This is a genomic window from Cryobacterium sp. N21 (genome assembly GCF_002929575.1).
In the GTDB taxonomy this organism is placed as follows: Bacteria; Actinomycetota; Actinomycetes; order Actinomycetales; family Microbacteriaceae; genus Cryobacterium; species Cryobacterium flavum.
Window position 1 is genome coordinate 101,679 of record NZ_PJJQ01000030.1, and the last position, 26,920, is coordinate 128,598.

Here is a 26,920-nt window from a genome sequence, read left to right on the forward strand (position 1 = left end):
GCCGCAACTATGGCTGACAAGAAACATCCAGACAACGACGCTGCGGGGGTGCCCGATGACGGCACCGCCGCGGCGGGTGCGGGACTGCCGGAGGAATCGGCATCCGCTGCTGACGGCGATGCGGCGGCTTCGGCCGATGGCATCGAAGAAGACGAACTGACCGTTCAGGACATTCTGGACGCGGCGGAGCGCGAAGTTTCTGAGCCGACGAGCGAACACCTCGCCGACCTCAAGCGCGTCACGGCCGAGTACGCCAACTACCGTCGGCGCACCGAAGCCAACCGTGCCATCGAGAAAGAGCGCGTGACCGGGGATATCGTCAAGGTGCTGATTCCAGTACTCGACGACATCTACCGTGCTGAAAAGCACGGCGATCTCGTGCCCGACTCCGCCTTCGCCACGATCGCGGCCAAGCTGCGGGCGAGCGTTGAGCGTCTCGGACTGACCTCGTTTGGTACGGTCGGCGAACCGTTCGACCCGACCATGCACGAGGCGATCTTCCAGCAGCCCAGTGCCGCCGTCGACACCGAAACCGTGGGCGACGTCGCGGAGACGGGGTACTACCTCGGCTCCACGCTGCTGCGCGCGGCCAAGGTCGTCGTTCAGGTACCGAGCGATGGCTAGCCAGGACTGGTTCGACAAAGACTTCTACAAGGTTCTCGGGGTATCGAAAGATGTCACGCCGGCCGAGTTGAAGAAGGCGTACCGCAAGCTGGCTCGCAAGTACCACCCGGATTCCAACCCGGGGAACCCCACCGCTGAGGCGAAGTTCAAGGAGCTCAGCGAGGCGCACTCGGTATTGAATGACCCAGCCCAGCGCAAGGAATATGACGCCGTTCGGGCCATGGGCAGCGGGGCGCGGTTCGCCGCGCCCGGCGGCCGGGCCCAGAGCGGCGGGTTCGAGGACGCCTTCGGCGGCATGTTCGGCGGCGGAAGCCGTCAGCAGAGCTACACCTTCGAGCAGGGCGGCTTCGACGATATCCTCGGGGGTATGTTCGGGCGCGGTGGTGGCGGTGGGGGCGGCTTCGGCAACCCCACCGGCGGCTACCGCGGGTCGGGCGCGCCCACCCGCGGTCGAGACGTGATCGCTTCGACGACCATCGACTTCATCACGGCGACGCAGGGCGACCAGATCAGCCTGCAAACGCAGGATGGTCGACCGATCAAGGTTAAGGTTCCGGCCGGTGTCGCCGACGGGCAGAAGATTCGTCTGCGCGGCAAGGGCCAGCCCAGCCCCGATGGCGGCGAGACCGGCGATATCGTGCTCACGATCACCGTGCGCAAGCATCCGGTGTTCGAACGTGATGGCCTCAACTTGCGCGTGACCGTGCCGGTGACTTTCGTCGAGGCCAGCCTCGGCGCGACGATCGAGGTGCCAACGCTCGGTGGCAGCCCGGTCAAGCTGCGCGTTGCCCCTGGCACTCCCGGTGGCCGCGTGCTGCGGGTCAAGGGCCGCGGCGTCACCACGGCCAAGGGCACGGGCGACTTGCTTGCTGTTGTGCAGGTCGCGGTTCCCTCGCACCTCTCGAAGGATGCGGAAGAGAAACTTGCCGCGTTCGCCGAAGCGCTGCCCAAGGAAAACCCGCGCGATGAATTGATCGCGCGGGCGAAGGGCTGATCATGGACGAGACCACCCGGGTTTTCGTGATTTCCACGGCCGCTGAGCTTGCGGGAATGCACCCGCAAACCCTGCGCCAATACGATCGCCTGGGCCTCGTCAGCCCGGAACGCACCCCCGGCAAGAGCCGACGGTACTCGATGCTCGACGTGGCAAAGCTCCGTGAAATTGCGGAACTGGGCTCGGAGGGCGTGAGTTTGGAAGGCATCCGTCGTATCCTCGAACTCGAGGATCACGTGCGCGGTCTCGAAAACCGTGTGCGCGAGTTGGAATCGACGCTCGCCGATGAACTACTGAACCGTCCGGGCCGCCGCGTTTTCGCGGCTGGCTCGGCCGGCGACGTCATTTCAATGAAGGCGGGCACTCGCACCAGGCGCAGCAACCAGATTGTCATCTGGCGGCAGCCTAGACCATAGTCAGCTCCACGTTTTTGTTTCACAGCACGAACTGGTTGCACCAGCACCACTCTCAGGGGGAACCATGTCCGAATCGGGCACGCACGACCAGTCCGCGCCGCGGAACGCCAACACGTTTACGCCGTTGAAAGGCACAGTAGACAACGTGAAAGAATTCGATTTCGACCGACTGCGCCGCAGGCCTGACATCGAGGCCGAGAACCTCTTCGCCGTCGATGCCAGCGACCGGCTCATTCTCGATGAAGCTGCCGGCGCGCTCGCCGCCTACCGTTCCGGCGGAGTCGTCGTGCTCGAGGACCGCTACGGCGCCCTCACCCTCGGTGCCGCAGCGCTGCACAACGCGCGCGGTATTCGCGTCTACCAGGACGCGCTCTCGGGCGAATACGCGCTCGACAGCAACGCCTCCGGCGTCAACCTGACGGATGCCTACCGCTCCCTTCCGCTCGGCGAAGAACTGCTGAAGGACGCCCACGTCGTGCTGCTGCAGCTGCCAAAAAGCCTCGATGAGCTGGACGAGATCGCCGGCGCCATCGCGAAGTACGCCGCGCCCGATGTGATCGTCTTCGCCGGCGGCCGCATCAAGCACATGACCGTGAGCATGAACGAGGTGCTGCGCCGCCACTTCGGCGCCCTCAACGTGCGCCCGGCCCGCCAGAAGTCCCGCGTGCTGATTGCCTCGTCGCCCCTGGCCACGTCAACGACCGACTGGCCGCACAGTGAGAAGCACGACGACTTCGACCTGACAGTACGAGGCCACGGCGGCGTTTTTGCCGGAACCAGCATCGACATCGGCACCCGGGCGCTGCTCGAGGTGCTCGACCGCATGAAGCCCGACGCCGAACGTGCCATCGACCTCGGCTGCGGTACCGGTGTGCTCGCCGCGGCACTGGCCGCGCAGCGACCGCTGTTGCGAGTGCTGGCGACGGATCAGTCGGCCGTGGCCGTCGCATCCGCTCGCGCAACCGTCGATGCCAACGCGCTGGCCGATCGGGTCACCGTGGTGCGCGCCGACGGCCTGTCCGGCCAAGCGGATGACTCCGCCGACCTGATTCTGCTCAACCCGCCGTTTCATATTGGAGCGTCGGTGCATGCCGGCCTCGCCGAGAAGCTGTTCAACGACGCGGCCCGGGTGCTCGCGCCCGGCGGCGAGCTGTGGACAGTGTGGAACACGCACCTCGGTTACCGCCCGATGCTCACCCGCATCGTCGGTTCGACCCGCCAGGTTGGCCGCAACACCAAGTTCACCGTAACGGTGTCGACCGGCCGCTAGGGGATTGACCAGGTCAGGCGTGCACGAGCGGCTCACCGTTCAACACGTCGAGCTGCCAGACGATAGTGTCGTCGCCGTGCGCGTGGTGATGGTGCACGAGGTTGAGCGAGGCGTTGCTGATGCTCTCGATGCGCGCATCGAGAGCCTGCGCGAGGCTCAAACGAATGAGCGTGCCGTGCGCGACGACGATGATGCGGGCTCCAGGGTGCTCGCTGGCCAGCTCGCGCAGGGCGTCGATACCCCGAGCAGCGACAGCTTCCTCGGTCTCGGCGCCGTGGAATCCGCCGGGGAAACGCAGCGCGTCGAGTTCCGAGCCGGCGCTGAGCCCCTCGGCTGGCCCGTAGTTGCGCTCGATCAGACCCGGAATGCGCCGGGCCTCGTCGAGTCCGAGTTGTTCGCCGATGAGGTCGGCGGTTTCGGCCGCACGTGACAACGGCGACGAGACGATGAAGTCCCAGTCATAGCGTTTCAGGGGGGCGACGGCATCCGCTGCCTGGCCGCGCCCCACGTCGTTGAGCGGAATGTCGGTGGCGCCCTGGATTCGCGCGGCGGCGTTCCAATCGGTCTGGCCGTGGCGGATGAGGGCGAAGGTCGTCGTCGTGGTCACCCGTCTATTCTGCCTTGGCCGACTGGGAGTGTGCGACGGGTCAAGACCTCTCGACCCGGCGCAGCCCAGGGCAGTCGCGCCAGATGCTTGACCGACCAGCCGAACAGTACGACCAGTAGAGCGTTGCGCGCGGTGAGCAGCAGCAGTGAGAACAGGTCGCCGTCGATGAGCGGCAGGTAGAAGATCGGGAAGATCAGTGTTGTCAGTCCCGAGATAGCCAGCATCAGCACGGCGGGCACCCGCCACTCGGCCCAGCTGGTGCCCACACCCACCGCAACCACCGGCACCAGCCACAGCATGTACTGCGGTGACCCCACCTTGTTGAAGACGATGAAGGCGCTGACCAGGGCAAGGGCGCCGACCAGCAACAGCTGGGCGGCATCCGCTCGGCGGTGCTGAGCAATGAGCATCAGTACGAAGATCGCCGCGATGGTACCGAACATGACCGGCGTCATCAGTGAGGCGACGAGGGTGGTGCCTGGACCACTCACCTCGCGGGTGGCGATGGCGAAATTCTCGTAGATGACCGTGCCATGGTGGCCAAGTGTGGCCAGCCACACCCACGGAGTCGTGATGGGCGCTTCCAATTGCAGGGCACGGTCGGACTGTTCGGTGACGAATCCGGTGAGAAATTGCCAGCCACCCAGAAGCCAAACGGATGTCGCCACCCCCGCCGACACGGCCGCGCCGGTGAGCACCACCGTGCGACGGCGGGGCGAGACGGTGACCACCGCGAGCACGACGGCGGCCGGCCAGACCTTGATCCAGGTGGCGAGGGTCAGCACGGCTGCGGCGACAACCGGCCGTTTCGCGAGCAGCAGGAGAGAGACGATGACCAGTGGCGCCGTGATTCCTTCCAGCCGCAGCAATCCCACCGGACTCAGCAGAAACGACGCGAACAGCCAGTACCAGGCCGATTTGAAGCCGCTACGGCGCCGACCCCAGTCGGTGAGCGCCCCGACCGCGATGGCGTTCAACGCGGCCGTCATCAGAAACCAGAGCAGTTGGTAGAGCAGGGGCCGGCGATGCCCGCCAAGGCGATCGGCAGCATGGCGCCGATCGGGTACACCCACTCGGTGTCGATACCCTGCCACACGCCGTGCTCCAGGCCGAGTTCAGCCCAGGTACGGTACAGCGGCAGGTCTCCCAGAACCCCGCCGGTGAGGATGGTCGGCAGCAGCGCGAACAGGAACACCGTGTGGAGACCGAGAAAACCGAGCACGAGGGTGCGCGGCCGCTGCAGCATCAGGCGGCGGCTCGGGGTGAGCGTCGTCGCGAGTCGGGCGTCGATCCGATCGAAGATGTTGGACATAGGACCGTTTCTGCAGGGTGCGAGGTGGGGCCGTCGCGTGCAGTCTAGGGGTGCTGGGTGAACGCTGGGTGTCAGCTCTGGCTGCTCAGCCTGTATACGCCAGCGGGGCGTTCGGCGGTTGCCGGCCCACCTTGCGGCCCTGGGCCCAGTTTATAAACTGGGCCCTGGGCCCAGTCCCGGGCCCCGTCCATATAGGTGCGCCGGGAAGGCGAGCAGGGCGAGTCAGGCCAGGAGCTCGCGGATGTCGGCGGCCGTCAGGGCGGTGCCGGCTGGGGCGCCGTCGGTCATGACACTCTCGAACAGGCGGGCCTTGGTGGCTTTGAGGGCCATGACCTTCTCCTCGATGGTGTCTTTGGAGACGAGGCGGTAGACCATGACGTTCTTGGTCTGGCCGATGCGGTGCACTCGGTCGACGGCCTGGGCCTCGGTCGCCGGGTTCCACCACGGGTCGAGCAGAATAACGTAGTCGGCCTCGGTGAGGTTGAGGCCGAATCCGCCGGCCTTGAGGCTGATCAGGAAGACCGAGCTGGTGCCCTCTTTGAAGTCGCTGATGGCCTTGGCCCGGTTGCGGGTCTTGCCGTCGAGATAGGAGTAGCTGATGCCAGCGGCGTCGAGTCGGTCGCGCGCCTTGCCGAGGTATTGGGTGAACTGGCTGAAGATGAGCGTGCGGTGGCCCTCAGCGACGGTATCCTCCAGCAGTTCGAGAAGGGCATCGAGTTTGGTCGACGGGATCGCGTCATACTTCGCGTCGTACAGGCTTGCGTCGAGGCTGAGCTGGCGCAGCATGGTGAGCGAGCGAAAGATCTCGAACCGGTTCGCGTTCATGTCCTCGATCAGGCCGAGTACCTTTTGGCGCTCGCGGGCGAGGTGCATGTCGTAGACCTTGCGGTGCCGCGGGTGCAGGTCGAGTTCGAGCACCTGTTCCTGCTTCTCGGGCAGATCGCTGGCTACCTCGGCCTTGGTGCGCCGCAGCATGAATGGGCGGATGCGGCGGCGCAGCTGCGCAAGCCGGTCGGCGTCGGCATCCGTTTCAATGGGTTTGCGGTAGTAGTCGGCGAAGCGGCTGGGGCTCGGGAACAGGCCGGGCGCGGTGATGGAAAGCAGCGACCACAGTTCCATCAGGTTGTTTTCCATCGGGGTGCCGGTGATGGCCAGCTTGAACGGGGTGCGCAGGCGGCGCGCGCAGACGTGCGCCTTGCTCTGGTGGTTCTTCACGAACTGGGCTTCGTCGAGCAGCAGGCCGGCCCAGTCTTGGGCGTTGTACTCCTCGAAATCGAGGCGAAAGAGCGTGTAGGAGGTGATCACGACATCCGCTTGGCCCATTTCGTCTTGCAGGCTGGAGCCGCGCTTACCAGCGGTCTGCGTGATGGCGACCGTGGCGAGGTCGGGCGCGAATCTGGCGCACTCGGCGGCCCAGTTCGACACGACGCTTGTCGGGGCGACGACGAGGAACGGCTTGCGGGCGGTGCCTTCCGAGGCGCGCTGCGTGTCGCGAGCGTGGGCGATGAGGGCGATGGCCTGCAAGGTCTTTCCGAGCCCCATGTCGTCGGCGAGCACGCCGCCGAGCTGGTGGTCGTAGAGAAAACTGAGCCAGTCGAACCCGGTCTGCTGGTAGGCGCGCAGGGTGGCGTGCACGGCCGGCGGAAGCGGACGTTCGGCGATCGGTGCGGCCTCAGACAATCCCTCGACAGCGCTGCGCCAGGTGGCGGCCTGTTCGGCGACGACACCGAGCAGCTGAAGTTCGTCCCAGAGGTCGGCCTGAAAACGGCTGAGGCCGAGCGTACCGGCGTTGCTCTCTTGCAGACCGCGCGCCTCTTCGATCAGGCGTCGGAGCTGCTGCAGCTCGGGCCGGTCGAGGCTGAAATAGGTGCCGCTGTCGAGGATCATCAGGTCCTGGTCGGTGGCCAGCGCGCGAAAGAGGTCGTCGAAGGGAATGTCTTCGCCCTCGATCGTCACGGTGACGGCGAGGTCGAACCAGTCACGGGTATCGGTACTTTCGGAGGTGGCGAGGCTGATCACGGGCGCTTCGTCGGCTTCGCGGTAGCTCGGGGCGTCGGCCGAGACCTGCACGACGATGCCGGCCGCTTCGAGCTTCGGCACGGTCTCACCGAGAAAGCTGATCATGACGGCACCGCGCAGCTCGGAGTGCTCGAGCAATCGCGCCTGGCTGATCGGGGTGGCGGGCTGCCAGAGGGCGACGAACGACGCAATCGTGCGTTCGACCTCATGCAGGATGTCGCTCTCGCGGGTCGCATCGCGAAAGCGGGTGTCGCCCGGCGTGGGGCGCAGGGGGTGGCGGTACAGCACGGCTTCAATGGCGACCGCGGCAGTCGTGGTGTCGGCGTGGTCGGCAGCGGCAACAAAAGAGGATGCCTCCGCCGGGCCGGTCGCAGTAGCTCCGCCCAAGCCGCCGGTCGCAGCAGTGGTTGCCGCGGCGGGCTTGGCTGTGTCGGTGGGCGCGACGTACTGCCACTCCCAGGCGAGGGTGATGCGGGCATCCGTTTGGTGGGTGATGGTGAGTGCGAGCTGCGGACGGGCTGTCTTGGGCAGCTCAAATGAGGCGTCGTGGCTGGTCAGGCTCAGTTTTTGCTGGAGAAATGGGTAGTAGTCGGTGAGGAACGCGGCCTCATCGTCGGCCGGGATGTCGAAGCCGCCGGTGACCGCGAGGGCCCGAATCTCGGAGCTGACCTGCGCATTCAACGGGGCGAGCGTGAGCTGCTTGCCGGTCGCGAGCGGGTCGGCCGGGCTCATGAAGGTGTACGCACCGTGCGCAGGGTCCCCGATAAATCCGAATTCGGCACCGCGATGCAGTTGCTCGTTCAGTACGAGCAGTGGGGTCAACAGCAGCCCCTCGTCGTCGCGGCGAATGTCGATCTCGAGCGCCGCCGGCGTCGGGGAGAGCAGAACGGGATTCTGGGCATCCGTCGCGCAGACCATGGGCAGACCGCTCAACCGGGCTTCGTGCAGAAGGTCCCAGAGGGCCTTGTTCTCGAAGTTGTCGAGGTAGAGCCAGTGGTCGGTGTAGCTGTAATAGCGCTGACCGGTGGCCGAGAGGGCGTAGAGGGCGTTAAGAATCTTGCGGTGACCGCGGTTGTAGGTACCCGGGGTCCAAGACAGGTTGTCCCAGGTGAGGTTGCCCCGAATCCACTTGCCCTTCTTGCCCATGACCATGGGGCGGGCGCCGAGGCGACGGGGTCCAGGGCGCCGGTTGGGACTGTAAGCGGGGTCGAGCAGGTCGAATTGCAGCGCGAGGGCCGTGCTGATGGAGGCCTCGCCGGTCGGCTTGGCCAAAGGAGCCAGGGCGGCGCGCCAGGCGGGGACCGGCGGGCGAATGGGAACAACGGGGGCCGGGGCGGGTGGCTGGTAGGCGGCCGGCACGAAGGTCGATTCGAAGACGGGGGTGCGGCGGTCGCCGATGGCCCGCACGTTGGAGGCGGTGCGCTCGGCGTTCAGCTCGGCGGGCGTGCTGCGGCTGGCCAGAAGCAGAGCGGCGACGTGCTTGCAGTTGCTCCCCATCGGGCAGGTGCAGGTACCGCTGGCTCGAACGGCCTGGCCGGCGGCATTCAGCGTGAAAGACACGAGCACGGTGTATGGCTGCGGGCTGGTGCCGCTGACGCGACCGGTGAGGTGTGTTCCCGACGTGGCCCAAGACTGTTCGGTGACGTGTCCGTTGCGGGCGTATCGTTCACCGCGCGAGAACGACTGGCTGCCGACGATGCGGGCGATCTCGTGCGTGCTGAGGGAATGGGCCATAGGTGTGGGAGCTCCGTAAGAAAAAGGGACCAACCCTTATTATCTCACGGGAGGCTGCCCACCCGCGCTCAACCTGGTGTCTCACGGGGCCGCGCGGTGGCTAATTCAGGAGATCCTCCTGGGCGGGATGGTTTCGCCGCACTCGTCTGGGCGCCGCGAGCCGGAGGTCGCCAAATTTCCTGAATTAGCCACGAAAATCGGCCGGTCCGGGGGCGCTGGTGGGAGCGGCCGTGGCTTGCAACAGGGCGAGAGCCTGCGCCTCGATGTGGGTCTGGAGCACGATCACGCTCGAGGAGCGCACGACCGTCTGCGTCGCGACGATCAGGTCGAGCACCCGTTGCACGTCGGCGTTCGACCGGGCGACGACCCGAGCGAGCATGTCGCTGTCGCCGGAGACCGTGTGCAGTTCGAGAATCTCCGGAATCTTGGCGAGGGCCGCGACGACGACGGCGTGGCCGGCATCCTGCCGCACGGTGAGCGAGCAGTAGGCGGTGACCGGAAACCCGAACTCGCTCGGGTTGAGCGCCGGAGCCCACGACTTGATCACCCCGCGGCTCATCAGCCGGTCGAGTCGGGCTTGCACCGTTGCCCTGGCCACCTTGAGCCGGCGCGAGGCCTCGAGCACCGAGAGCTTGGGGCGCTCGCAGAACAGGGTGACGAGGCGGGAATCCAAGGAATCGATGTCCATGAGGTGACCTTTCGCGTGCCGGTAATGCTGTGGTGATGAATGTACTAACTGTACGGTGATTTGACTCAAATACGCACAATTATTCGCAGATTGTGCACTCCAATTAGTCACTGTGGCGAACGCTGGGCAAAGTCACTAACTTTACTGTTACCCGCCCATCGATGGAAGGAGCCAGCATGGCGCCTCGCGCACTCGCTGCCACGCTCGACACCCTGCCCCCTTCTCAAGCGGGTGCCGCAGCTCCAGGCCCGGCCCGCCTCCGCGACCTGTACCGAATGCTCGCGAACGTGCGCCAGCTCGATACCTCGGCCGTGGCCTGGCAGCGGCAGGGTCTCATTCCGGGCTACGCGCCGATGCTCGGCCAGGAAGCAGCCCAGGTCGGCGCTGGCTTCGCCGTCGACACGACCCGAGACTTCGTCTTCCCGACCTACCGCGAGATGGGCGTGGCGTACACGCTCGGCCTGAACATGGTCGAGTACATGTCGACCCACAAGGCCATCTGGCACGGCGGGCTCTACGACCCGGTCGCCAGCCACTTCGCGCCATTTCAGGCGGTTGTCGGCGGATCCGTGCTGCACGCGGTCGGCTGGGCGCACGGTCAGACTTTGAACGGGGCCTCGCCGGACGGTCTCGGCGTTGGTCTGGCGTTTCTCGGCGACGGCGCGAGCTCGCAGGGTGACGTGCACGAGGCCATGAACTTCGCCGCCATTCTGAAGGCGCCGGTGGTGTTCTTCGTGCAGAATAACGGCTGGGCCATTTCGGTGCCCACCGAGCAGCAGGTGGCCGGCGGCTCGGTCGCCGCTCGCGCTGCTGGCTACGGCATGCCGGCCCTGCGGATCGACGGCAACGACGTGCTCGCCGTGCTGGACGCCACTCAGCGCGCGGTCGCCCACGCCCGCGCCGGACTCGGCCCGGTCGTGGTCGAGGCCATGACCTATCGGCGCGGCCCGCACTCCACGAGCGACGACCCCGGCCGCTACCGCACCCTCGATGACGAGAAAATCGACGGCGGCGAAGATCCTCTCAGGCGGTTTCGTTCGGTGCTGGTCGAGCAGGGCGTGGCCGATGCGGCCTTCCTCGACAAAACCGACGCTGATGCCCAAACGCGGGCCGACGAGATTCGCGACGGCGTGGTGGCCCTCGAAAGCCGCCCCGGAAGCGAAATGTTCAACTTCGTTTTTCAAGAATCAACCCCGACGCTCGGCGCCCAGGCGCGCCAGTGGAGAGAGGAATCCGAGCATGTCTGACACGTTAGAACTCGTGCGGGAGACGCCGCTCCTGCAGCTCTCCATGCAGCAGGCCATCAACCGCGCGCTCGGCGAGATTCTCGACACCGACGACCGCGCCCTCATCTTCGGCGAAGACGTCGGCGTGCTCGGCGGTGTCTTTCGGGTGACAGACGGCCTGCAGCAGCGCTTCGGCGCGAACCGGGTCTTTGACACCCCGCTGGCAGAGTCCGGCATTCTCGGTACCGCGATCGGTCTGGCCATGGCGGGTTTTCACCCGATTCCCGAGGTGCAGTTCGACGGCTTCGCCTACCCGGCCGTGAATCAGATCATCACCCAGCTGGCTCGCATGAACTATCGCAGCCGTGGCACCCTGCCGATGCAGGTGACGCTGCGCGTGCCCAGCTTCGGCGGAATTCGCGCCCCCGAACATCACGGTGAAAGCCTCGAATCGCTGTTCGCGCACGTACCAGGACTCAAGGTCGTGTCGCCCGCCAACCCGCAGCAGGCCTATCACCTGCTCAAGCACGCCGCCTCGATGCCCGACCCGGTCATCTTCATGGAACCGAAGGCGCGCTACTGGAACAAGGCCGGGGTCGACCTGGCTGCTGACGAAGACACTTCCGCCCTCGAGGGCTCGGTGATCGCCCGCCCGGGCAAGCATGCGACCCTCATCGCCTGGGGCGCCATGGTCTCCCGCTGCCTCCAGGTGGCGGAGCTGGCCGCGGAAGACGGCATCGAACTCGAGGTGCTCGACCTGCGCTGGCTGAAGCCGATCGACGAAGCGGGGCTGGCGGCATCCGTTTCGCGCACCCGTCGCGCCATCGTCGTGCACGAGGGGCCGCACACCGCTGGCCTCGGCGCCGAGGTGGCCGCGCTCGTCTCGCAGAGCTGCTTCGACACGCTGCGCGCGCCGGTCGAGCGGGTGACCGGCTTCGACGTGCCGTACCCGTCCGGCGACCTGGAGGACGAGTACATTCCCAACATTGACCGAATTCTGTTCGGAGTTCAACGCGTATTGGAGTACCGCCGTGGCTGAAATCTCTTTTCCCCTGCCCGACCTCGGTGAGGGACTGCTCGAAGCGACCGTGCTCGAATGGCTCGTCAAGGTCGGCGACCAGGTCGAACGCAACCAGCCGTTCGTCGAGGTGGAAACGACGAAGTCGTCGGTCGAATTGCCGTCACCAATCGCCGGCATCGTGCTCACGCTGCACGGCGAGCCCGGCGACGTGGTGCTCGTTGACACTCCGCTGATCACGTTCACGGTCGCCGACGATTCTGCCGGCATCGTGGGAACCGTGCCGGCCGAGGCCGCGCCGAAACGCCGCGTACGCCTCTCGGCCGTGCTCGACGAGGACTAGAAAATGCTCACCAGTTGGCAGCAGCACGAACCCGCCGTCGACGCTGGCCTTGCCCCGGTGCTGCTCGTGCACGGTTTCGCCTCGTCGACCGCCCTCAACTGGGAGGCGACCGGCTGGCTGCGCGACCTCACAGCCGCCGGCCGGCGCGTATTTACTGTCGACCTGCTCGGCCACGGCGAGAGCGCCGCACCGCTCGAAATGGATGCCTACGCCCCCAGCCGCCTGCGCGCCGCCGTTCTCGAGGTGCTCGCCCTCGCCGGTGCCAGGCCACGCGAGGCGGGCGATCCAGCCTCCGGAGTCGACCTGGTCGGCTATTCCCTCGGGTCGCGCCTGGTTTGGGAACTCGCCGCCGAGCGGCCCGACCTGGTCAATCGCGCGGTCCTCGGCGGCATGAGCGCCGAGGATCCACTAGCCGACTTCGATCTCGATGCGGCTCTAATATTTCTATCCGACTCCGAGGAGATCGCCCACGAGTCGACCGCCTCGTTGATGACCCTGATGCAGCTTGCGCCGGGTGCTAACACCCCCGCGCTGTTGCGGCTGGTCGCTGCGATTAAGAAGGAACGTTTCGAGCCCGGCGCATCCGTTCCTGTGCGGCCTCTGCTGTTCGTCACGGGCGACCGCGACGTGCTCGCGACCGGAACCGCCGAGCTCGCGGCGCTGGCCGCCGACTCCGAGGTGCTCTGGCTGCCCGCCCGCACCCACATGAACGCGGTGAGCTCCCGCGCCTTCAAGCAGGCCGCGATCGAGTTTCTCGCCCGCTAAGCAGCTGAACCGCAAAAGCTGCTGACTTGGCCCGCGCACCAACGCAGCGCCGAGTCGGCGTTTCTCGTCGTCTCCAACTACCCGAGCAACGCCCGGTCGTCGAGGGACGCGCCCTTGATCTTGGCGAACTCGGCGAGCAGGTCGGGCACGGTCATGGTGGCCTTGCGCTCGGCGTCGACGTCGAGAATGATCTGCCCCTCGTGCATCATGATGAGCCGGTTGCCGAGGCGAAGCGCCTGTTCCATGTTGTGCGTGACCATGAGGGTGGTCAGGTGGTGCTTGGCGACGATGCTCTCGGTGAGCGTCGTGACCAGTTCGGCCCGCTGGGGGTCAAGCGCTGCGGTGTGCTCGTCGAGCAGCAGGATGCGCGGCTGGGTGAAGCTCGCCATGAGCAGTGACAGCGCCTGACGCTGGCCGCCGGAGAGCAGCCCGACCCGGGCCTTGAGCCGGTTTTCGAGGCCGAGCTCGAGCGAGAGAAGCTCTTCGCGAAAGAACTCGCGGCGCTTGTGGGTGACGCCCCAGGCCAGCCCGCGACGCTTGCCACGGCGAAGCGCGAGCGCCAGGTTCTGCTCGATGCTCAGGTCGGGCGCTGTGCCGGCCATCGGGTCCTGAAAAACGCGGCCGACGTACGCGGCGCGTGCGTAGTCGGGCATCCGCTTGACGGAACTGCCATCGATTGACAGGTCGCCGGAATCGATCGGAAGCTTGCCGCTGATCATGTTGAGCAGGGTGGATTTGCCGGCGCCGTTGCTGCCGATGACCGTGACGAAATCGCCGGTGTTCAGCTGCAGGGACACGTCGTTCAGCGCGACGCGTTCGTTGACCGTGCCGGGAAAGAAAGTCTTGGTGATGTTCTCGATGAGCAGCATGAGACTCCTAGTTGGCTTTCACGTAGTTAGGTTTCACGGCGGCGGCGGAACGCATCTGGCGCAGCGAGGGGATGCGTTTCAAGAAGCCCCAGCGCGGCAGCAGCAGCGCGGCGACGACGAGGAGCGCCGAGATGAGCTTCATGTCGTTGGGGTTGAGGCCGGCGCCGAGGGCGAAGAAGATCACCAGGCGGTAGATGACGGCGCCGCCGATGACAGCCAGCGACGCGAGGAAGATGTTGCGACGCCCAAAGACGGCCTGGCCGACGATGACCGAGGCGAGCCCGACCAGAATGAGGCCGATGCCCATGCTGACGTCGGCGAAGCCCTGGTACTGCGCGATGAGCGCGCCGCACAGGGCGACGAGTCCGTTCGAGATCGCCAGGGTGAGAATGGTCGTGCGGTGGGTGTTGACGCCGAGGCTGCGGATCATCTGCTCGTTGTTGCCGGTCGCCTGAATCGACAGGCCGAGGTCGGTGCTGAGAAACCAGTCGATCGCGAACTTGATAACGAGGGCGGCGACGGCGAAAATCAGGATGCTCCAGGCCCCGCCAAGCAGACCGGCGTCACGCAGCGGGGTCATCAGGGTATCCTCCCGCAACAGGGGCAAATTAGATTTGCCCATGATGCGCAGGTTGATCGACCACAGGGCGATCATCGTCAGGATGCCCGCGAGCAGGCCGTCGATGCGGCCTTTGGTGTACAGAACGCCGGTGACCAGGCCGGCCACCGCCCCCGACGCCGCCCCGGCAAGGGTGGCGAGGGGAGCGGGCACGCCGTTGATGATGAGCGACGCGGCTACGGCGGCCCCGGTCGTGAAACTTCCATCGACGGTGAGGTCGGGAAAGTTGAGGATTCGAAAGGTCAGGTAGACACCCAACGCCATGATTCCGTAGAGCAGGCCGAGTTCGAGAGCCGCGTTCATCTGGTTATTCCTTCGGTAGAGGAGTGGCTGTTATTCGATGATTCGGTCGGCCTTGGCGATGAGTTCCTCGGAGAGGGTCACGCCCATGCGCTCGGCAGCGACCGGGTTGAGAATGAATTCGATCGTGTCGAGGGTCTCCACCGGCATGTCGGCCGGGTTCTCGCCGTCTTCGAGGATGCGGATGGCCATCTGGCCGGTCTGGTAGCCGAGGTCGGTGTAGCTGATGCCGTAGGTCGCGATGGCGCCACGCTCGACCTGCCCGTTTTCGGCGCCGAACAGCGGAATCTGGTTCGCCTCGGAGTACTGGATGACGGCTTCAAGGCCCTCGGTGACGCGGTTGTCGGTGGGGATGTAGATGGCGTCGACGTCGCCGAGCGACTCGGTGGCTTGGGCGACCTCGCTCGAGTTGGTGACGGTGGCTTCCTTGATGGTCAGGCCGAGGTCCTTCGCTGCTTGCTTGGCGAGCTCAACCTGCACATCGGAGTTGACCTCGCCCGAGCTGTAGATCACGCCGACCGACTTGGCGTCAGGCAGAATCTCCTGAATCAGTTCGAGCTGCTCCTTGACCGGGTTCAGGTCACTGGTTCCGGTGATGTTGCTGCCCGGCTTCTCCCAGCTTGCGACCAGTCCGGCTTCTTCGGGCTCGGTCACCGCGGTGAACAGTACGGGGATGTCGATGATGGTCTGAGCGGCGGCCTGCGCGGTGGGCGTGGCGATGGCGAGCACGAGGTCGACCTTGTCGGCGGCGAACTTGGCTGCGATGGTGCTCGCGGTGGCCTGCTCGCCCTGCGCGTTCTGCTCGTCGAACTCGATGTCGGTGCCCTCGACGTAGCCGGCGTCGGCAAAGGCCTTCTTAAAGCCCTCGCGGGCGTCGTCGAGTGCTTGGTGCTGCACGATCTGGCTGATGCCGATCGTGATCATGTCATCTGCAGTGGATGCTGCCGGCTCGCTGGCCGCGCAGCCGCTCAGTGCGAAGGCGCTCGCGGCCACCAGGGCCAGGCCGGACAAGGATTTGGTGTGCTTCATGCTGGAAAATTCTCCTTTGAATTCATGCTGACACGGCGCGCGGGAACCTGCGGCCGAACGTTGAGGGTGGTTAGACGGCGGCGGGAGTGAGAGCGGCGCTCGCGGCGACCAGGAAACGGTCGTTCTGCTTTGCCGTGCCGATCGTCACGCGCAGGCCTTCGCCGGGAAAAGCCCGAGCCAGGATACCTTCGGCAATGAACACCGCGTTTACCCGGTCGGTGTCGTTGAAGGTGCGCAGCCAAACGAAGTTTCCCTGCGAGGAGGCGCCGCGCCATCCGCTCGCCCGTAGTGCGGCGAGCACCCTGGTGCGTTCGGCGACGATCTCGTCGATGCGCAGGGTGAGCTCGGCTTCGGCGTCGAGGGAGGCGAGGGCGGCGCGCTGGGCGAGGGCGGTCACGCCGAACGGCAGGGCAACGCGGCGCAGGTTGGCCGCGACCGCGGTGGGCGCGATCGCGTAGCCGATGCGCAGACCGGCCAGGCCGTAGGCCTTGGAGAAAGTGTGCAGCACGGCCACGTTCGGGTAGCGGCGAAAAAAGTCGATGCCAACGGCCGAGGCGGTGTCCCGGTTGAAGTGCACGTAGGCCTCGTCGACGACGACCAGCACGTTCTCGGGCACCCGCGCCATGAAGGCGTGCAGTTCGTCGGCCGTGACGAACGCACCGGTGGGGTTGTTGGGGTTGCAGACCAAAATCAGCCTGGTCTGGCTCGTGATGGCGTCGGCCATGGCTGGCAGGTCGTGGCACTCATCGGCGGTGAGGGCGACCGCGACGGGCGTCGCTCCGGCAACCTGCACCAGAATTGGGTAGGCCTCGAACGAACGCCAGGCGAAGATGACCTCGTCGCCGGCCCCCGCGCTCGCGTGGATGATCTGTGACAACACCTCGACCGACCCGGCTCCGAAGGCCACATTGTCGCTCGATACGTTGAACCGCTCCGCGATGCGCTCGGTGACCTCGGCGACGGCCATGCTCGGGTACAGGTGAATCTCCCCGAGAGCGGATGCGATGGCCTGCGTTACCGAGGCGAGCGGTGGGTACGGATTCTCGTTACTTGAGAGCTTGTACGCCCCCGAGTCGCCGGCCGCGGTGCCCTGCTTGTAGGCGGGCAGCCTGCTGATGGCTTCGCGTTGCTGCACCATAATCTCTCAACCTCACTCGTGACGGGCGTGCCAGACATGCCCGTCGAGTAGGACGTCGGCAATGACGGGTTGATTCAGAGCGTAGTGAACGGGCAGAAGTTTGACAATTCGACCAATATGAACGACACAAACTGCATTATTTGACTGGTTCCAGGGGCGATTTGCCGAACAAACTGCTCAATTATTTAGTCCTGGGCTGCCTATTTCGGTGGCCAGCCGTCTGGTACTAAACTTGAGTCAGTCAGGCTCAACTTTAGAGGAGACAGCTCATGCAAGCCGGTCAGCAACCACCGCAGCAAGACGCCAAGACGGCCCTCGAACTGTACGGGGTGAACCTCACCGACATCGCCCGCAGTGGCAAGCTCGACCCGGTGATCGGGCGCGACGCCGAGATTCGCCGGATCAGCCAGGTGCTCACCCGGCGCACCAAGAACAACCCGGTCCTCATCGGGGAGCCCGGCGTCGGCAAGACCGCCGTGGTCGAAGGGCTGGCCCAGCGCATCGTGGCCGGTGACGTGGCTGACTCGCTCAAAGACAAGCAGCTGGTCTCCCTCGACCTGGCCGCCCTCGTGGCCGGCGCCAAGTATCGCGGTGAGTTCGAGGAGCGGCTCAAGGCCGTACTCAAGGAGATCAACGACGCCGACGGGCAGATCATCACCTTCGTCGACGAACTGCACACCCTCATGGGGGCCGGCGGCGGCGAAGGTTCCGTCGCGGCCAGCAATATGCTCAAGCCCATGCTGGCCCGTGGCGAGCTGCGCCTGATCGGCGCCACCACACTCAACGAGTACCGCGAATTCATCGAAAAGGATGCCGCGCTCGAGCGCCGCTTCCAGCCCGTGCTCGTCGACGAACCGTCGGTGGAAGACACCGTCGCCATTCTCCGCGGACTCAAGGAACGTTATGAAGCCCACCACAAGGTGACGATCGCCGATTCTGCTCTCGTGGCCGCGGCATCCCTCTCGAATCGGTACATCACCGCGCGCCAGCTGCCCGACAAGGCCATCGACTTGATCGACGAGGCCGCGAGCCGGCTGCGCATGGAGATCGACTCCTCGCCGGTGGAGATCGATGAGCTGCGGCGCAGCGTCGACCGCCTGAAGCTCGAAGAGCTCGCCTTGAAGAAGGAGAAGGACGACGCCTCGAAGGCGAGGCTGGTCAAGCTGCGCGATGATCTGACCGAACGCCAGGCCAGCCTCAAAGAATTGCAGGCGCGCTGGGACAACGAGCGGGCCTCGCTCAACCGGGTCGGCGAACTGCGCGAGCGGCTCGACACCGCGCGCATCGAGTCCGACCGGGCCCAGCGTGAGGGCAACCTCGAAAAGGCCTCCCGGCTGCTCTACGGCGATATCCCGGTGATGGAACGTGCGCTCGCCGACGCCGAGAAGGAAGAATCCGTCGGCCCGCGCATGGTCAACGACCAGGTCACGAGCGAGGACATTGCCGCCGTGGTCGCCGCCTGGACCGGAATTCCGGTCGGCCGACTGCTGCAGGGTGAAACCGACAAGCTGTTGAACCTCGAAAATGAGCTCGGCCACCGCCTGATCGGCCAGAAGCGCGCCGTGCGTGCGGTGGCCGATGCCGTGCGACGTTCGCGCGCCGGCATCTCCGACCCCGACCGGCCGACCGGATCGTTCCTGTTCCTAGGCCCGACCGGCGTCGGCAAGACCGAGCTGGCCAAGGCGCTCGCCGAGTTTTTGTTTGACGATGAAAAAGCCATGGTGCGCATTGACATGAGTGAGTACGGCGAGAAGTTTTCGGTGAGCCGCCTGGTCGGAGCGCCTCCGGGGTATGTCGGTTACGAGCAGGGAGGGCAGCTCACCGAGGCCGTGCGGCGTCGCCCGTACTCGGTGATTCTGTTCGACGAGGTGGAGAAGGCGCACCCCGAGGTGTTCGACGTGCTGCTGCAGGTGCTCGACGACGGTCGCCTCACCGACGGCCAGGGTCGCACGGTGGACTTTCGCAACACCATCCTCGTGCTCACCTCAAACCTCGGTTCGCAGTTTCTGGTCGATCCGACCCTGTCGTTGGAGCAGAAGGAGGAGGCCGTGCTGGGCCTGGTGCGGCAGGCCTTCAAGCCCGAGTTCGTCAACCGGCTCGACGACATCGTGGTGTTTTCCTCGCTCAGGACCGAAGAGCTCGGTGAGATCGTCGAACTCGACGTCGACCGGTTGCAGAAGCGGCTCGCCGAGCGCCGCCTCGAGCTGGCCGTGACACCGGATGCCCGCCGCTGGCTGGCCGAGCGTGGTTACGACCCGATCTACGGTGCTCGTCCACTGCGGCGCCTGATGCAGCGCGAGATCGACGACCGCCTGGCGCGGGCCTTGCTCGCCGGCGATATTCGGGACGGCGACACGGTGCTGGTGGCGCTCGCGGAAGACGGTGACGCGCTCACCGTGGGATCCGCTCCCGCGCTGCTCGATGTTCCCCTCGAAGAAGACCTGCTCTAACCCGTGACGCGAGAGCGGGAAATTCGTCGCTTCAGCAGCACTGAAGCAGCACATTTCCCGCTCTCGCGCGAACAACGAACACGGAGGCGAGGCACAGGTTCGCCCGGATAGGCTCGAACAATGCTCGCAACTGTGATTTATGGCGAACGGGATGTTCGCCTCGAAGAAGTTCCCGAACCCGTCCTCTCGACCGGTGGCGATGCCATCGTTCGGGTGGTCGCCGCCTGCGTCTGCGGGTCCGACCTGTGGCCGTACCGGGGGATCGCCCCCACCAAAGAGCCGCACCGTATCGGCCATGAATTCGTCGGCATCGTCGAAGCCATTGGTGCCGGTGTTTCGACGATCAAGGTGGGAGACTTCGTCATTGCCCCCTTCTACGACTGTGACGGCACCTGCGTCAACTGCCAGAACGGCGTGAGCACCTCCTGCCTCAACGGCGGCTGGTGGGGCGCCGAAGACCAGCTCGGCGGATTCGCCGACGGAGCCCAGGGCGAGCGCGTGCGTGTTCCCCACGCCGATGGTTCGCTCGTTGCCACGCCCACCGTTCCGAGCGATGACCTCGTTCCAAGCCTGCTCACCCTCGCCGACGTCATGGGCACCGGGCACCACGCGGCCGTCTCGGCTGGCGTGGAGCCGGGCTCAACCGTGGTCGTCGTTGGTGACGGAGCCGTCGGACTCTGCGCCATCCTTGCCAGCAAGCGCCTCGGTGCGAGCCGCATCGTGGCCATGTCCCGCCACGCCGACCGCCAGGCTGTGGCCCGCGAATTCGGCGCGACCGACATTGTCGAAGCGCGCGGCGATGAGGGTGTTGCCGCCGTCAAGGCCCTGTTCGACGGTATCGGCGCCGACTATGTGCTCGAGTGCGTCGGAACCCAGGAATCCATGGACCAGGCCATTCGTTCGGCTCGCCCCGGCGGAATGGTCGGCTACGTCGGCGTTCCCAACGGCGGCGCCGAACTGCCGATCCGCACCCTCTTCGGAAACAACGTGGGGGTGAACGGAGGCGTCGCATCCGTTCGGAGCTATGTCGAGGAGTTGCTGCCGGAGGTTCTCTCCGGCCAGATCAACCCTGGCCGGGTCTTCGACCTGCAGCTGCCGCTGGCTGAGGTGGCCGAGGCCTACGCCGCGATGGACGAGCGCCGGGCCATCAAGGTGCTCCTCCGCCCCTAGCAGCCCCTCGAGAGCGCAAAAAGTGCCCGTTTGATGTGTTCAAACGGGCACTTTTTGCGCTCTCGCAAAACGGGCAGAACTAGTCGTTGCTGAGGAGCAACTCGCTGAGGGGGAGGCGGGTGCGGGGAGCAACCTCGCGCTCGCGCAGCTCGGCGGTGAGATCGTCGGCATTGCCAAGCACTCCCAGCGCCGTGACGGTGACGACGTCCTGCTCGGGGGTGAGGTCGAAGGCCGCCGCGATGGCAGCACCGTCGAATCCGCCCATCTGGTGCGTGTGCAGACCCTCGTGCTGGGCCTGAATCGACAGGTGCGCAACGGACTGGCCGAGGTCGTAGCGCGCCCACGGGTTCTGGCGTTCGCACTCCGCCGGCAGCTGCGCCACATTGACGATCAAAACGGATGCCGAATCGGCCCACACCTGGTTAAACCCCTTGAGGGCATCGTGGATCTTGACAAAACTCGCCGAACCGCGCCGAGCCACGATGAACCGGACCGGCTGCCGGTTGCTGCCCGAGGGAGCCCAACGGGCCGCTTCGAGCACGGTCGTGAGGGTGGCCTCGTCGATAACAGCGCTCTTGTCGTAGGCGCGCGGGCTCCAGCGCTCGGCCAGGATCTCGATGAGAGGAGATGCGGTGACGGCGCGACGGTTCGTGTCTGCAATGAGGGTCATGGGCGAATCCTTTGATCGAGGAACGTAGGCGGGGCTGCGTTGACCCACGATCTATAACGCTGCAGACTGCGCACTATTCCGTCTAGGGTGTCATTACGCGATGTGACGACAAGGGGTGGGACCGTGATGAATCAGGCCAGGTCTCGTTCCGTCGGAGTACTGGCAGTGGCGACCACGATCGTGGTCGCGCTGGCCGGCTGCAGCGCTTTCTTCCCTGCGGACGTGACGCCGACGGCATCCGTTTCGATCCCGGAACCGGTTGCCTGCAGCCAGCACGATGCGCAACTGACCTGGCACCCAATGCAGGATGCGGAGCCGGCCACGCTCGGTCACCGGGAGCTCACCGTCGCCGCCGACGGCACGGAGTCCGCTGTCGACACCGAGCTCACCTACACCTCCAGTCTCGTCAGCGACGATCTGCTCTCCCGCGACTATTTCACGCCCGAGTGGATCGATTTTCTGTTGGCGGAGTTTGAACGCACCGGGCAGACGGAGACGACGGACCTCGGGCATCCGCAGGTTGACTTCGAGGCGGCGAAACCGTCCGTTCCACTCGTGGGGACAACCATCATGGGTTTTCAAACCAATCAGATTCAGGTTGCCTTCGACCTGAGCTGCTCCGGCAGCGAGGTGGGCTCCGGACTGCTCACGACAACCACGAACGGCCTCATCGCCACCATGCTCGCGTGTGGGCAGCCGACGCCGGCGCCGACCATGGGGGAGGTGCAGGACTTCCTTCCGGAGACCCTGTACCAAAAGCAGCTACGGTCCTACTGCCCCAACCACGGTTAGCTGCGCCGGCTACTTGCCCTGCAGACGGTTTCGCACCTCGCGGCGCAGCACCTTGCCGAGCAGGCTGCGCGGCAGGTCGTCGACCTCCACGATGCGGCGCGGCACCTTATAGGCCGACAGGCGGGTGCGGCAGTACTCGCGCACCGCGGCCACGTCGAGTTCCGTACCGGACCGCAGTACCACCACAGCCACGACGTCTTCGCCGCCGTTCGCGCTCGGAAGGCCGACCGCGGCCGCATCGGTGATGTCGGGGTGCGACAGCAGCGCTTCTTCCACCTCGGACGGCGACACGTTGAAACCGCCGGTGATGATGAGCTCTTTCATGCGATCGACAACGGTGATGAAGCCGTCGGCGGAGACCCGCACGATATCGCCAGTGCGCAGCCAGCCGCCGGGCAGCAGCGCCTGGGCGCTCTCGGTGGGCCGGTCCCAATAGCCCGAGAAGACCTGGGGGCCGTGAACGAGCAGCTCGCCCTCTTCTTCGAAGCCGAGCTCAACCGTGGGGTCGTCGGGGTCGACGACGCGAATGTCGGTGCTCGGAAACGGCACGCCCACCGTTCCGGGGCGGCGGCTCGGGCCGATCGGGTTGCCGGCCACGATCGGTGACGCCTCGGTCATGCCGTAGCCCTCGACCAGCAGTCCGCCGGTGGCTTTCTCCCAGCGTTCCACGATCGACACCGGCAGGTTCATGGCGCCCGAAATCGCAAAGCGGATGCCGGCGAGGCTCACCCTTTTCTTTGCTGCGGCCGTGACCAGGCGGTCGTAGATCGGGGGCACTGCCGGAAGAAAGGTGGGCGGCGCATGCTTGGCGGCGTCGAGCACGAGCTTCTCATCGAACTTCGGAAACAGCACGAGGCGGGCGCCGATGCTCATCGCGAAGGTGAGGCACAGGGTGAGGCCGTAGGCGTGAAACATCGGCAATACGCCGTAGACGGTTTCATCGCCGGGGCGGAGGCCCGCCACCCAGGCGGAGCCCTGCGCGGCGTTGGCGCGCAGGTTGTAGTGGCTCAAAATGGCGCCCTTCGGGGTGCCGGTCGTGCCGCTGGTGTACTGCAGCACGGCGGTGTCGGTCAGCAGCGGGCGCTGGTGCGAGGGGTGCAGCTTGCGAGCGCCCGCGATCGACTCCCAGGTGATTGCGCCCTTTCCGGGTGCGGCGGTGAGCGAGGCGCGGGCATCCCGGGCTTTCTTGATCGGCAGTTTGAGAGCCAGCCGTTTCGAGAACGGCATCGCGCGGGTGAGGTCGACGGTAACGACATCCGCTACCCCCATATCACCCGGAAAAGTGCGCACTGACTCGTAGACCTTGTCCCAGACGATGGCGACCTTCGCGCCGTGGTCTTCAAACTGGTGGCGCAGCTCCCGGTCGGTGTAGAGCGGATTGTGCTCGACCACGATGGCGCCGAGGCGCAGCACCGCGTAGAACGCAGCGACGTGCTGCGGGCAGTTCGGCAGCACGATGGCAACGCGGTCGCCGGGGCTCACTCCGAGTTTGCGCAGGCCGTTGGCGGCGCGGGAGATCTGCTCGCCCAGCTCGGCGTAGGTGGTGGTCTCGCCGAAGAAGTCCAGGGCGATGCACGGTGCGAACCGTTCGGCCGAGGTCTCCATCATGTCGGTGAGGGTTTCGGTGGTCTCCTCGATCGTGCCGGGAACGCCCGGCGCGTACGAGGCGAGCCAGGGCTGGTCCCTGAAGGTCATGACAACTCCCGGGTGATCGCGGCGACGAACTGGTCGATGTCGTCCTCGGTGGTGTCGAAGCCGCACATCCAGCGCACCTCATTCTTCGACGCATCCCAGTCATAGAACCTGAACGACTCGCGCAACCGGTCGGCGACGCCGGCCGGCAGGGTAGCGAAGATGGCGTTGGCCTGGGTGGCCTGGCTGAAGGCCAGGCCGGTGATGGTGCCATCGGCAAGGGCGCCTTCGAGAGCGCCGCGCAGCCGGGCCGCCATTGCGTTGGAATGGGAGGCGTTTCGCAGCCACAGGTCGCGCTCGAGCAGCGCGATCAGTTGCGCCGAGACGAAGCGCATCTTGCTGGAGAGCTGCATGTTCGACTTGCGCAGAAACTTCAAGCCAGTGGATGTCGCCGGGTTCAGTACCACGATGCACTCACCCAGCATCATGCCGTTCTTCGTGCCGCCAAAGCTGAGCACGTCGACGCCGGCGTCACGGGTGAAGGCGCGGAGCGGCACCCCGAGGCTCGCGGCGGCGTTGGAGATGCGGGCACCGTCCATGTGCAGCGTCATTCCCTTGGAATGGGTGTGATCGGCGATGGCGCGCACTTCGTCAACGGTGTACGCGGTGCCGAGCTCCGTGGTCTGCGTGATGGCCACGACGAGCGGCTGGGCGCGGTGTTCATCGCCCCAGCCCCAGGCTTCCTGATCGATGAGTTCGGGGGTGAGCTTGCCGTCGGGGGTGACCACCGGCAGCAGTTTGAACCCGCCGACGTGTTCGGGGGCTCCGCCCTCGTCGTTGTGGATGTGCGCCGTGGCCGAGCAGATCACGGCGCCCCAGCGCGGCAGCATCGACTGCAGCCCGGTGACGTTGGCGCCGGTCCCGTTGAACACCGGAAAAGCTTCGACGCCGGCGCCGAACTGGTCGGCGAAGACCTCCTGCAGCCGCGCCGTATAGACGTCTTCGCCGTAGGCGATCTGGTGGGCGCCGTTGGCCTGGCTCATCGCCTCCAGAATTTCCGGATGAATGCCGGAGTAGTTATCGGAGGCGAAACCGCGGGAGGACAGATCATGGAGTTGGGTCACCCCTCCATCCTCCCGCATTCGGCTGGCTGTCCGCCCTACTTGTGCAGGGCTTCGCGCAGCGACACCCGGGCGCCCATGCGCAGCAGCGCGTTGGAGTAGATGCGCGACCCGATCAGAATCACCACGATCGTCGACAGGGCCAGCACGACAAGGGAGACCACGGGCTCCCACCACTCGGCGTCACCGAGGAAGATTCGCACCGGCATGCCGACCGGCGCGGAGAACGGAACGTACGACATGATCGCCAGCACGAGCGGGTTGTCGTTGAAGAAGACCACCAGAAAGTACGGGATCATGACGAGGAACAGCACCGGCGAGGTCGCCGAGCCGACGTCTTCCTGCCGTGACACCATCGAGGCGGTGGCCGCGTAGAGTGAGGCGAGCAGCACGAATCCGAAGGCGAAGAACACGGCGAACCAGATGATGGCCGGGCCCACATCGGCCAGCAGCACCCGTTGCCCAGTCACTGCCAAGCCCACGGAGACCAGCAATCCGATGGCCACGATCTGCCCGAACGCCATCAGGCTGTTGCCGAGCACCTTGCCGGCGAGCAGGGCCCGCACCGAGATGGTCGACATGAGAATTTCGACGATGCGGGTCTGCTTTTCTTCGACGACGCTCTGGGCGATAGTGGCACCGAACGTGGTCGCCGACATGAGAAAGATGATGCCGAAGCCAATGGCAACGAGGTAGGCGAGAAAACCGTTCTGCGAGGCCGGCTCGAGAATCTTCAGATCGGGGCTCACGCTGAGCGTGCCGAGAACATCGATCGGCGCTGAATCCAGGGCGATCACCGTGATTCCGAGCAGCGAATCGGCACTGCCAGAGGGCACAACGGCCGCGTCGACCGAGCCGTCGCGCACGAGCGCTTCGGCTTCCTTGACCGTGTCGGATTCGACGATGTCGAAGGCTTCGGTCTGTTCGACGACGCTGATGGCCGTGCCGACGACGGCGACCTTGGTCAGAGTCGTGTTCTGGCTGAGAAGACTGCCGACGACGACCGACGCCACGGAGATGAGCAGCAGAATGCCGGTCGCGATCAGAAAGGACTTGCTGCGCAGGCGGGCCGTGATCTCCCGGTTGGAGACCAGCCAAACGCTCTGGGCGAAGGTGGGCGCGGTGTGCACCGGGCGGGTAGCGTTGCTCATGCGATGACCTCCTTGAAGATGGTGGCGAGGGTGGGCCTCTGCTGGCTGAAACTGTGAACGGCGCCGAGCGTGATCGCGTGCTGCAGAACGGCCTGGCTGGCGGCATCCGTTTCGGCTTCAAAAACGGCGAAGTCGCCGTCGAAGTCGATCACGGTAATGCCCGGCTGCGAGCGGACCCAGCCAGTGTCGCCTTGCGTGCGAATTTCGAAGCGGGGGCTGCTGTGCTGCTCGCGCAGCGCCTCGCGGGAACCGTTCGCGCGAATCTCGCCGTCGGCGATGATGACGAGGTCGTCGCAGAGCCGTTCGACGATGTCCAACTGGTGCGAGGAGAACAGCACGGGCGCGCCCTGGGCGGCGTAGCCGGCGAGCACGCTCATCACGACCTCCACCGCGAGTGGGTCGAGGCCGGAGAATGGCTCATCGAGCACGAGAAACTCGGGATCGTGCACGAGCGCGGCGGCGATCTGCGCGCGTTGCTGGTTGCCGAGCGAGAGTGACTCAACGGTGTCGCCGGCGCGTTCGGTGAGCCCGAGACGCTCGAGCAGGTCGGCAGTATTGCGGCGAGCGGATGCCGGCGTCAGCCCGTGCAGGCGCGCCAGGTACACCAGCTGTTCGGCGACCTTCATCTTCGGGTAGAGGCCGCGCTCTTCGGGCATGTAGCCGAACCGGCGGCGGTCGCTCGCGGTGACCGGCACGCCGTCGATGAAAACGGTGCCCGTATCCGGCGAGAGTACGCCGAGAATGATTCGCATTGTCGTGGTTTTACCGGCGCCGTTGGCGCCGACGAAGCCGGTCATGCGGCCGTCCCCGACAGTGAAGCTCACGTCGGTGAGTACCTCTCTGATGCCATAGCTCTTGGTGACTCCCCTGATGTCGAGCATGCTCGCCCTTTCGTTGCGTGTGCCTTCACGGTAGCGCGGGGCGTTCAGGCGACGCATCCGCCTGGCGGGTGAACCGGTCTCC

Annotated in this window: 25 protein-coding genes; 11 read left to right on the top strand and 14 right to left on the bottom strand. The window is 65.8% G+C overall.

All coding sequences use genetic code 11. The features are described 5' to 3' along the window. Positions 1–9 precede the first annotated feature (9 nt). The 4 genes from CXY77_RS06455 to CXY77_RS06470 all read left to right on the top strand — a co-directional run bounded on the left by CXY77_RS06455 (position 10) and on the right by CXY77_RS06470 (position 3,304). Entirely contained in the window at positions 10–624 is a 615-nt protein-coding gene (locus CXY77_RS06455; protein WP_104129836.1) for a nucleotide exchange factor GrpE, read from the top strand. Further along, positions 617–1,618 (top strand): DnaJ C-terminal domain-containing protein, encoded by a 1,002-nt coding sequence (locus CXY77_RS06460; RefSeq protein ID WP_092338272.1) that lies wholly within the window; start codon positions 617–619, stop codon positions 1,616–1,618. The genes CXY77_RS06455 and CXY77_RS06460 overlap by 8 nt, the downstream gene beginning before the upstream one ends. A 2-nt stretch (positions 1,619–1,620) precedes the next feature. After that, positions 1,621–2,034 carry a heat shock protein transcriptional repressor HspR gene (locus CXY77_RS06465; RefSeq protein WP_092338270.1) on the top strand — a complete coding sequence of 138 codons (414 nt, stop codon included), beginning with the start codon at positions 1,621–1,623 and terminating at the stop codon, positions 2,032–2,034. 145 nt (positions 2,035–2,179) lie between these two features. Beyond that, complete coding sequence (locus tag CXY77_RS06470) at positions 2,180–3,304, top strand: class I SAM-dependent methyltransferase (RefSeq protein WP_233197272.1); 1,125 nt, start codon at positions 2,180–2,182, stop codon at positions 3,302–3,304. A gap of 13 nt (positions 3,305–3,317) precedes the next feature. On the opposite strand, the gene CXY77_RS06475 is transcribed toward CXY77_RS06470, so the two are convergent. The 5 genes from CXY77_RS06475 to CXY77_RS06495 form a co-directional block, all read right to left on the bottom strand. Next, complete coding sequence (locus CXY77_RS06475; protein ID WP_092338267.1) at positions 3,318–3,911, bottom strand: histidine phosphatase family protein; 594 nt, start codon at positions 3,909–3,911, stop codon at positions 3,318–3,320. Continuing rightward, positions 3,908–4,900, bottom strand: a complete 993-nt coding sequence (locus CXY77_RS06480; RefSeq protein ID WP_104129838.1) for a glycosyltransferase 87 family protein — start codon at positions 4,898–4,900, stop codon at positions 3,908–3,910. The genes CXY77_RS06475 and CXY77_RS06480 overlap by 4 nt, the downstream gene beginning before the upstream one ends. Next, positions 4,900–5,223, bottom strand: a complete 324-nt coding sequence (locus CXY77_RS06485) for a hypothetical protein (protein ID WP_104129839.1) — start codon at positions 5,221–5,223, stop codon at positions 4,900–4,902. The genes CXY77_RS06480 and CXY77_RS06485 overlap by 1 nt, the downstream gene beginning before the upstream one ends. Positions 5,224–5,445: 222 nt before the next feature. Continuing rightward, positions 5,446–8,976, bottom strand: a complete 3,531-nt coding sequence (locus CXY77_RS06490; protein WP_140425488.1) for a DEAD/DEAH box helicase — start codon at positions 8,974–8,976, stop codon at positions 5,446–5,448. A 184-nt stretch (positions 8,977–9,160) separates the two neighbouring features. Then, complete coding sequence (locus CXY77_RS06495; protein WP_092338263.1) at positions 9,161–9,664, bottom strand: Lrp/AsnC family transcriptional regulator; 504 nt, start codon at positions 9,662–9,664, stop codon at positions 9,161–9,163. Between the two features lie 275 nt (positions 9,665–9,939). Between CXY77_RS06495 and CXY77_RS06500 the strand changes: the two genes are divergently transcribed. The 4 genes from CXY77_RS06500 to CXY77_RS06515 are packed head-to-tail and all read left to right on the top strand — an operon-like array spanning position 9,940 to position 13,016. Beyond that, positions 9,940–10,911, top strand: a complete 972-nt coding sequence (locus CXY77_RS06500) for a thiamine pyrophosphate-dependent enzyme (protein WP_233197291.1) — start codon at positions 9,940–9,942, stop codon at positions 10,909–10,911. Beyond that, on the top strand, positions 10,904–11,929 hold the full coding sequence (locus tag CXY77_RS06505) for an alpha-ketoacid dehydrogenase subunit beta (protein WP_104129841.1): 1,026 nt from the start codon (positions 10,904–10,906) through the stop codon (positions 11,927–11,929). The genes CXY77_RS06500 and CXY77_RS06505 overlap by 8 nt, the downstream gene beginning before the upstream one ends. After that, on the top strand, positions 11,922–12,251 hold the full coding sequence (locus CXY77_RS06510) for a biotin/lipoyl-containing protein (RefSeq protein ID WP_092338258.1): 330 nt from the start codon (positions 11,922–11,924) through the stop codon (positions 12,249–12,251). Before CXY77_RS06505 ends, CXY77_RS06510 begins: the two co-directional genes overlap by 8 nt. Before the next feature lie 3 nt (positions 12,252–12,254). Beyond that, complete coding sequence (locus CXY77_RS06515; protein WP_092338256.1) at positions 12,255–13,016, top strand: alpha/beta fold hydrolase; 762 nt, start codon at positions 12,255–12,257, stop codon at positions 13,014–13,016. Between the two features lie 77 nt (positions 13,017–13,093). Here the strand turns inward: CXY77_RS06515 and CXY77_RS06520 are convergent, their stop codons facing one another. From CXY77_RS06520 to hisC, 4 genes are all read right to left on the bottom strand, one after another. Continuing rightward, on the bottom strand, positions 13,094–13,885 hold the full coding sequence (locus CXY77_RS06520) for an ABC transporter ATP-binding protein (protein ID WP_092338254.1): 792 nt from the start codon (positions 13,883–13,885) through the stop codon (positions 13,094–13,096). 7 nt (positions 13,886–13,892) lie between these two features. Continuing rightward, positions 13,893–14,807: an ABC transporter permease gene (locus tag CXY77_RS06525; protein ID WP_104090026.1), complete on the bottom strand. Its 915-nt coding sequence runs from the start codon at positions 14,805–14,807 to the stop codon at positions 13,893–13,895. Positions 14,808–14,837: 30 nt separating this feature from the next. Then, positions 14,838–15,833, bottom strand: coding sequence for an ABC transporter substrate-binding protein (locus tag CXY77_RS06530; protein WP_092338250.1), 996 nt, complete (start codon positions 15,831–15,833; stop codon positions 14,838–14,840). Between the two features lie 70 nt (positions 15,834–15,903). Beyond that, positions 15,904–16,971: a histidinol-phosphate transaminase gene (hisC, locus tag CXY77_RS06535; RefSeq protein WP_198412762.1), complete on the bottom strand. Its 1,068-nt coding sequence runs from the start codon at positions 16,969–16,971 to the stop codon at positions 15,904–15,906. 269 nt (positions 16,972–17,240) lie between these two features. On the opposite strand from hisC, the gene CXY77_RS06540 reads away from it, so the two are divergent. Together CXY77_RS06540 and CXY77_RS06545 are read left to right on the top strand one after the other, a co-directional pair. Further along, positions 17,241–19,421 (top strand): ATP-dependent Clp protease ATP-binding subunit, encoded by a 2,181-nt coding sequence (locus CXY77_RS06540; RefSeq protein WP_104129842.1) that lies wholly within the window; start codon positions 17,241–17,243, stop codon positions 19,419–19,421. Between the two features lie 120 nt (positions 19,422–19,541). Then, positions 19,542–20,591, top strand: coding sequence for a zinc-dependent alcohol dehydrogenase family protein (locus CXY77_RS06545; RefSeq protein ID WP_092338245.1), 1,050 nt, complete (start codon positions 19,542–19,544; stop codon positions 20,589–20,591). A 79-nt stretch (positions 20,592–20,670) separates the two neighbouring features. Here the strand turns inward: CXY77_RS06545 and CXY77_RS06550 are convergent, their stop codons facing one another. After that, positions 20,671–21,261, bottom strand: coding sequence for a nitroreductase family protein (locus CXY77_RS06550; RefSeq protein ID WP_104129843.1), 591 nt, complete (start codon positions 21,259–21,261; stop codon positions 20,671–20,673). A gap of 165 nt (positions 21,262–21,426) precedes the next feature. On the opposite strand from CXY77_RS06550, the gene CXY77_RS06555 reads away from it, so the two are divergent. Beyond that, on the top strand, positions 21,427–22,053 hold the full coding sequence (locus CXY77_RS06555) for a hypothetical protein (RefSeq protein ID WP_104129844.1): 627 nt from the start codon (positions 21,427–21,429) through the stop codon (positions 22,051–22,053). A gap of 9 nt (positions 22,054–22,062) precedes the next feature. Here the strand turns inward: CXY77_RS06555 and CXY77_RS06560 are convergent, their stop codons facing one another. From CXY77_RS06560 to CXY77_RS06575, 4 genes are read right to left on the bottom strand one after another with little or no spacing between them, the layout of a single operon-like run. Then, entirely contained in the window at positions 22,063–23,748 is a 1,686-nt protein-coding gene (locus tag CXY77_RS06560) for a long-chain-fatty-acid--CoA ligase (RefSeq protein ID WP_104129845.1), read from the bottom strand. Beyond that, positions 23,745–24,827 carry a low specificity L-threonine aldolase gene (locus tag CXY77_RS06565; RefSeq protein WP_104090032.1) on the bottom strand — a complete coding sequence of 361 codons (1,083 nt, stop codon included), beginning with the start codon at positions 24,825–24,827 and terminating at the stop codon, positions 23,745–23,747. Before CXY77_RS06565 ends, CXY77_RS06560 begins: the two co-directional genes overlap by 4 nt. A gap of 17 nt (positions 24,828–24,844) precedes the next feature. Continuing rightward, the gene (locus tag CXY77_RS06570) at positions 24,845–25,957 is read right to left on the bottom strand and encodes an ABC transporter permease (protein ID WP_104090034.1); all 1,113 of its coding nucleotides are present in this window, start codon (positions 25,955–25,957) and stop codon (positions 24,845–24,847) included. Beyond that, positions 25,954–26,838, bottom strand: a complete 885-nt coding sequence (locus CXY77_RS06575; RefSeq protein ID WP_092338769.1) for an ABC transporter ATP-binding protein — start codon at positions 26,836–26,838, stop codon at positions 25,954–25,956. Before CXY77_RS06575 ends, CXY77_RS06570 begins: the two co-directional genes overlap by 4 nt. Positions 26,839–26,920: the final 82 nt, after the last annotated feature.

What these genes read in the sequence shown, in the direction of transcription:
- CXY77_RS06455 (WP_104129836.1), top strand. Translation starts at nt 10, where the DNA reads ATGGCTGACAAGAAACATCCAGACAACGACGCTGCGGGGGTGCCCGAT.
- CXY77_RS06460 (WP_092338272.1), top strand. Translation starts at nt 617, where the DNA reads ATGGCTAGCCAGGACTGGTTCGACAAAGACTTCTACAAGGTTCTCGGG.
- CXY77_RS06465 (WP_092338270.1), top strand. Translation starts at nt 1,621, where the DNA reads ATGGACGAGACCACCCGGGTTTTCGTGATTTCCACGGCCGCTGAGCTT.
- CXY77_RS06480 (WP_104129838.1), bottom strand. Translation starts at nt 4,900, where the DNA reads ATGACGGCCGCGTTGAACGCCATCGCGGTCGGGGCGCTCACCGACTGG.
- CXY77_RS06485 (WP_104129839.1), bottom strand. Translation starts at nt 5,223, where the DNA reads ATGTCCAACATCTTCGATCGGATCGACGCCCGACTCGCGACGACGCTC.
- CXY77_RS06490 (WP_140425488.1), bottom strand. Translation starts at nt 8,976, where the DNA reads ATGGCCCATTCCCTCAGCACGCACGAGATCGCCCGCATCGTCGGCAGC.
- CXY77_RS06495 (WP_092338263.1), bottom strand. Translation starts at nt 9,664, where the DNA reads ATGGACATCGATTCCTTGGATTCCCGCCTCGTCACCCTGTTCTGCGAG.
- CXY77_RS06500 (WP_233197291.1), top strand. Translation starts at nt 9,940, where the DNA reads ATGCTCGCGAACGTGCGCCAGCTCGATACCTCGGCCGTGGCCTGGCAG.
- CXY77_RS06505 (WP_104129841.1), top strand. Translation starts at nt 10,904, where the DNA reads ATGTCTGACACGTTAGAACTCGTGCGGGAGACGCCGCTCCTGCAGCTC.
- CXY77_RS06515 (WP_092338256.1), top strand. Translation starts at nt 12,255, where the DNA reads ATGCTCACCAGTTGGCAGCAGCACGAACCCGCCGTCGACGCTGGCCTT.
- CXY77_RS06520 (WP_092338254.1), bottom strand. Translation starts at nt 13,885, where the DNA reads ATGCTGCTCATCGAGAACATCACCAAGACTTTCTTTCCCGGCACGGTC.
- CXY77_RS06525 (WP_104090026.1), bottom strand. Translation starts at nt 14,807, where the DNA reads ATGAACGCGGCTCTCGAACTCGGCCTGCTCTACGGAATCATGGCGTTG.
- CXY77_RS06530 (WP_092338250.1), bottom strand. Translation starts at nt 15,833, where the DNA reads ATGAAGCACACCAAATCCTTGTCCGGCCTGGCCCTGGTGGCCGCGAGC.
- hisC (WP_198412762.1), bottom strand. Translation starts at nt 16,971, where the DNA reads ATGGTGCAGCAACGCGAAGCCATCAGCAGGCTGCCCGCCTACAAGCAG.
- CXY77_RS06540 (WP_104129842.1), top strand. Translation starts at nt 17,241, where the DNA reads ATGCAAGCCGGTCAGCAACCACCGCAGCAAGACGCCAAGACGGCCCTC.
- CXY77_RS06545 (WP_092338245.1), top strand. Translation starts at nt 19,542, where the DNA reads ATGCTCGCAACTGTGATTTATGGCGAACGGGATGTTCGCCTCGAAGAA.
- CXY77_RS06550 (WP_104129843.1), bottom strand. Translation starts at nt 21,261, where the DNA reads ATGACCCTCATTGCAGACACGAACCGTCGCGCCGTCACCGCATCTCCT.
- CXY77_RS06560 (WP_104129845.1), bottom strand. Translation starts at nt 23,748, where the DNA reads ATGACCTTCAGGGACCAGCCCTGGCTCGCCTCGTACGCGCCGGGCGTT.
- CXY77_RS06565 (WP_104090032.1), bottom strand. Translation starts at nt 24,827, where the DNA reads ATGCGGGAGGATGGAGGGGTGACCCAACTCCATGATCTGTCCTCCCGC.
- CXY77_RS06570 (WP_104090034.1), bottom strand. Translation starts at nt 25,957, where the DNA reads ATGAGCAACGCTACCCGCCCGGTGCACACCGCGCCCACCTTCGCCCAG.
- CXY77_RS06575 (WP_092338769.1), bottom strand. Translation starts at nt 26,838, where the DNA reads ATGCTCGACATCAGGGGAGTCACCAAGAGCTATGGCATCAGAGAGGTA.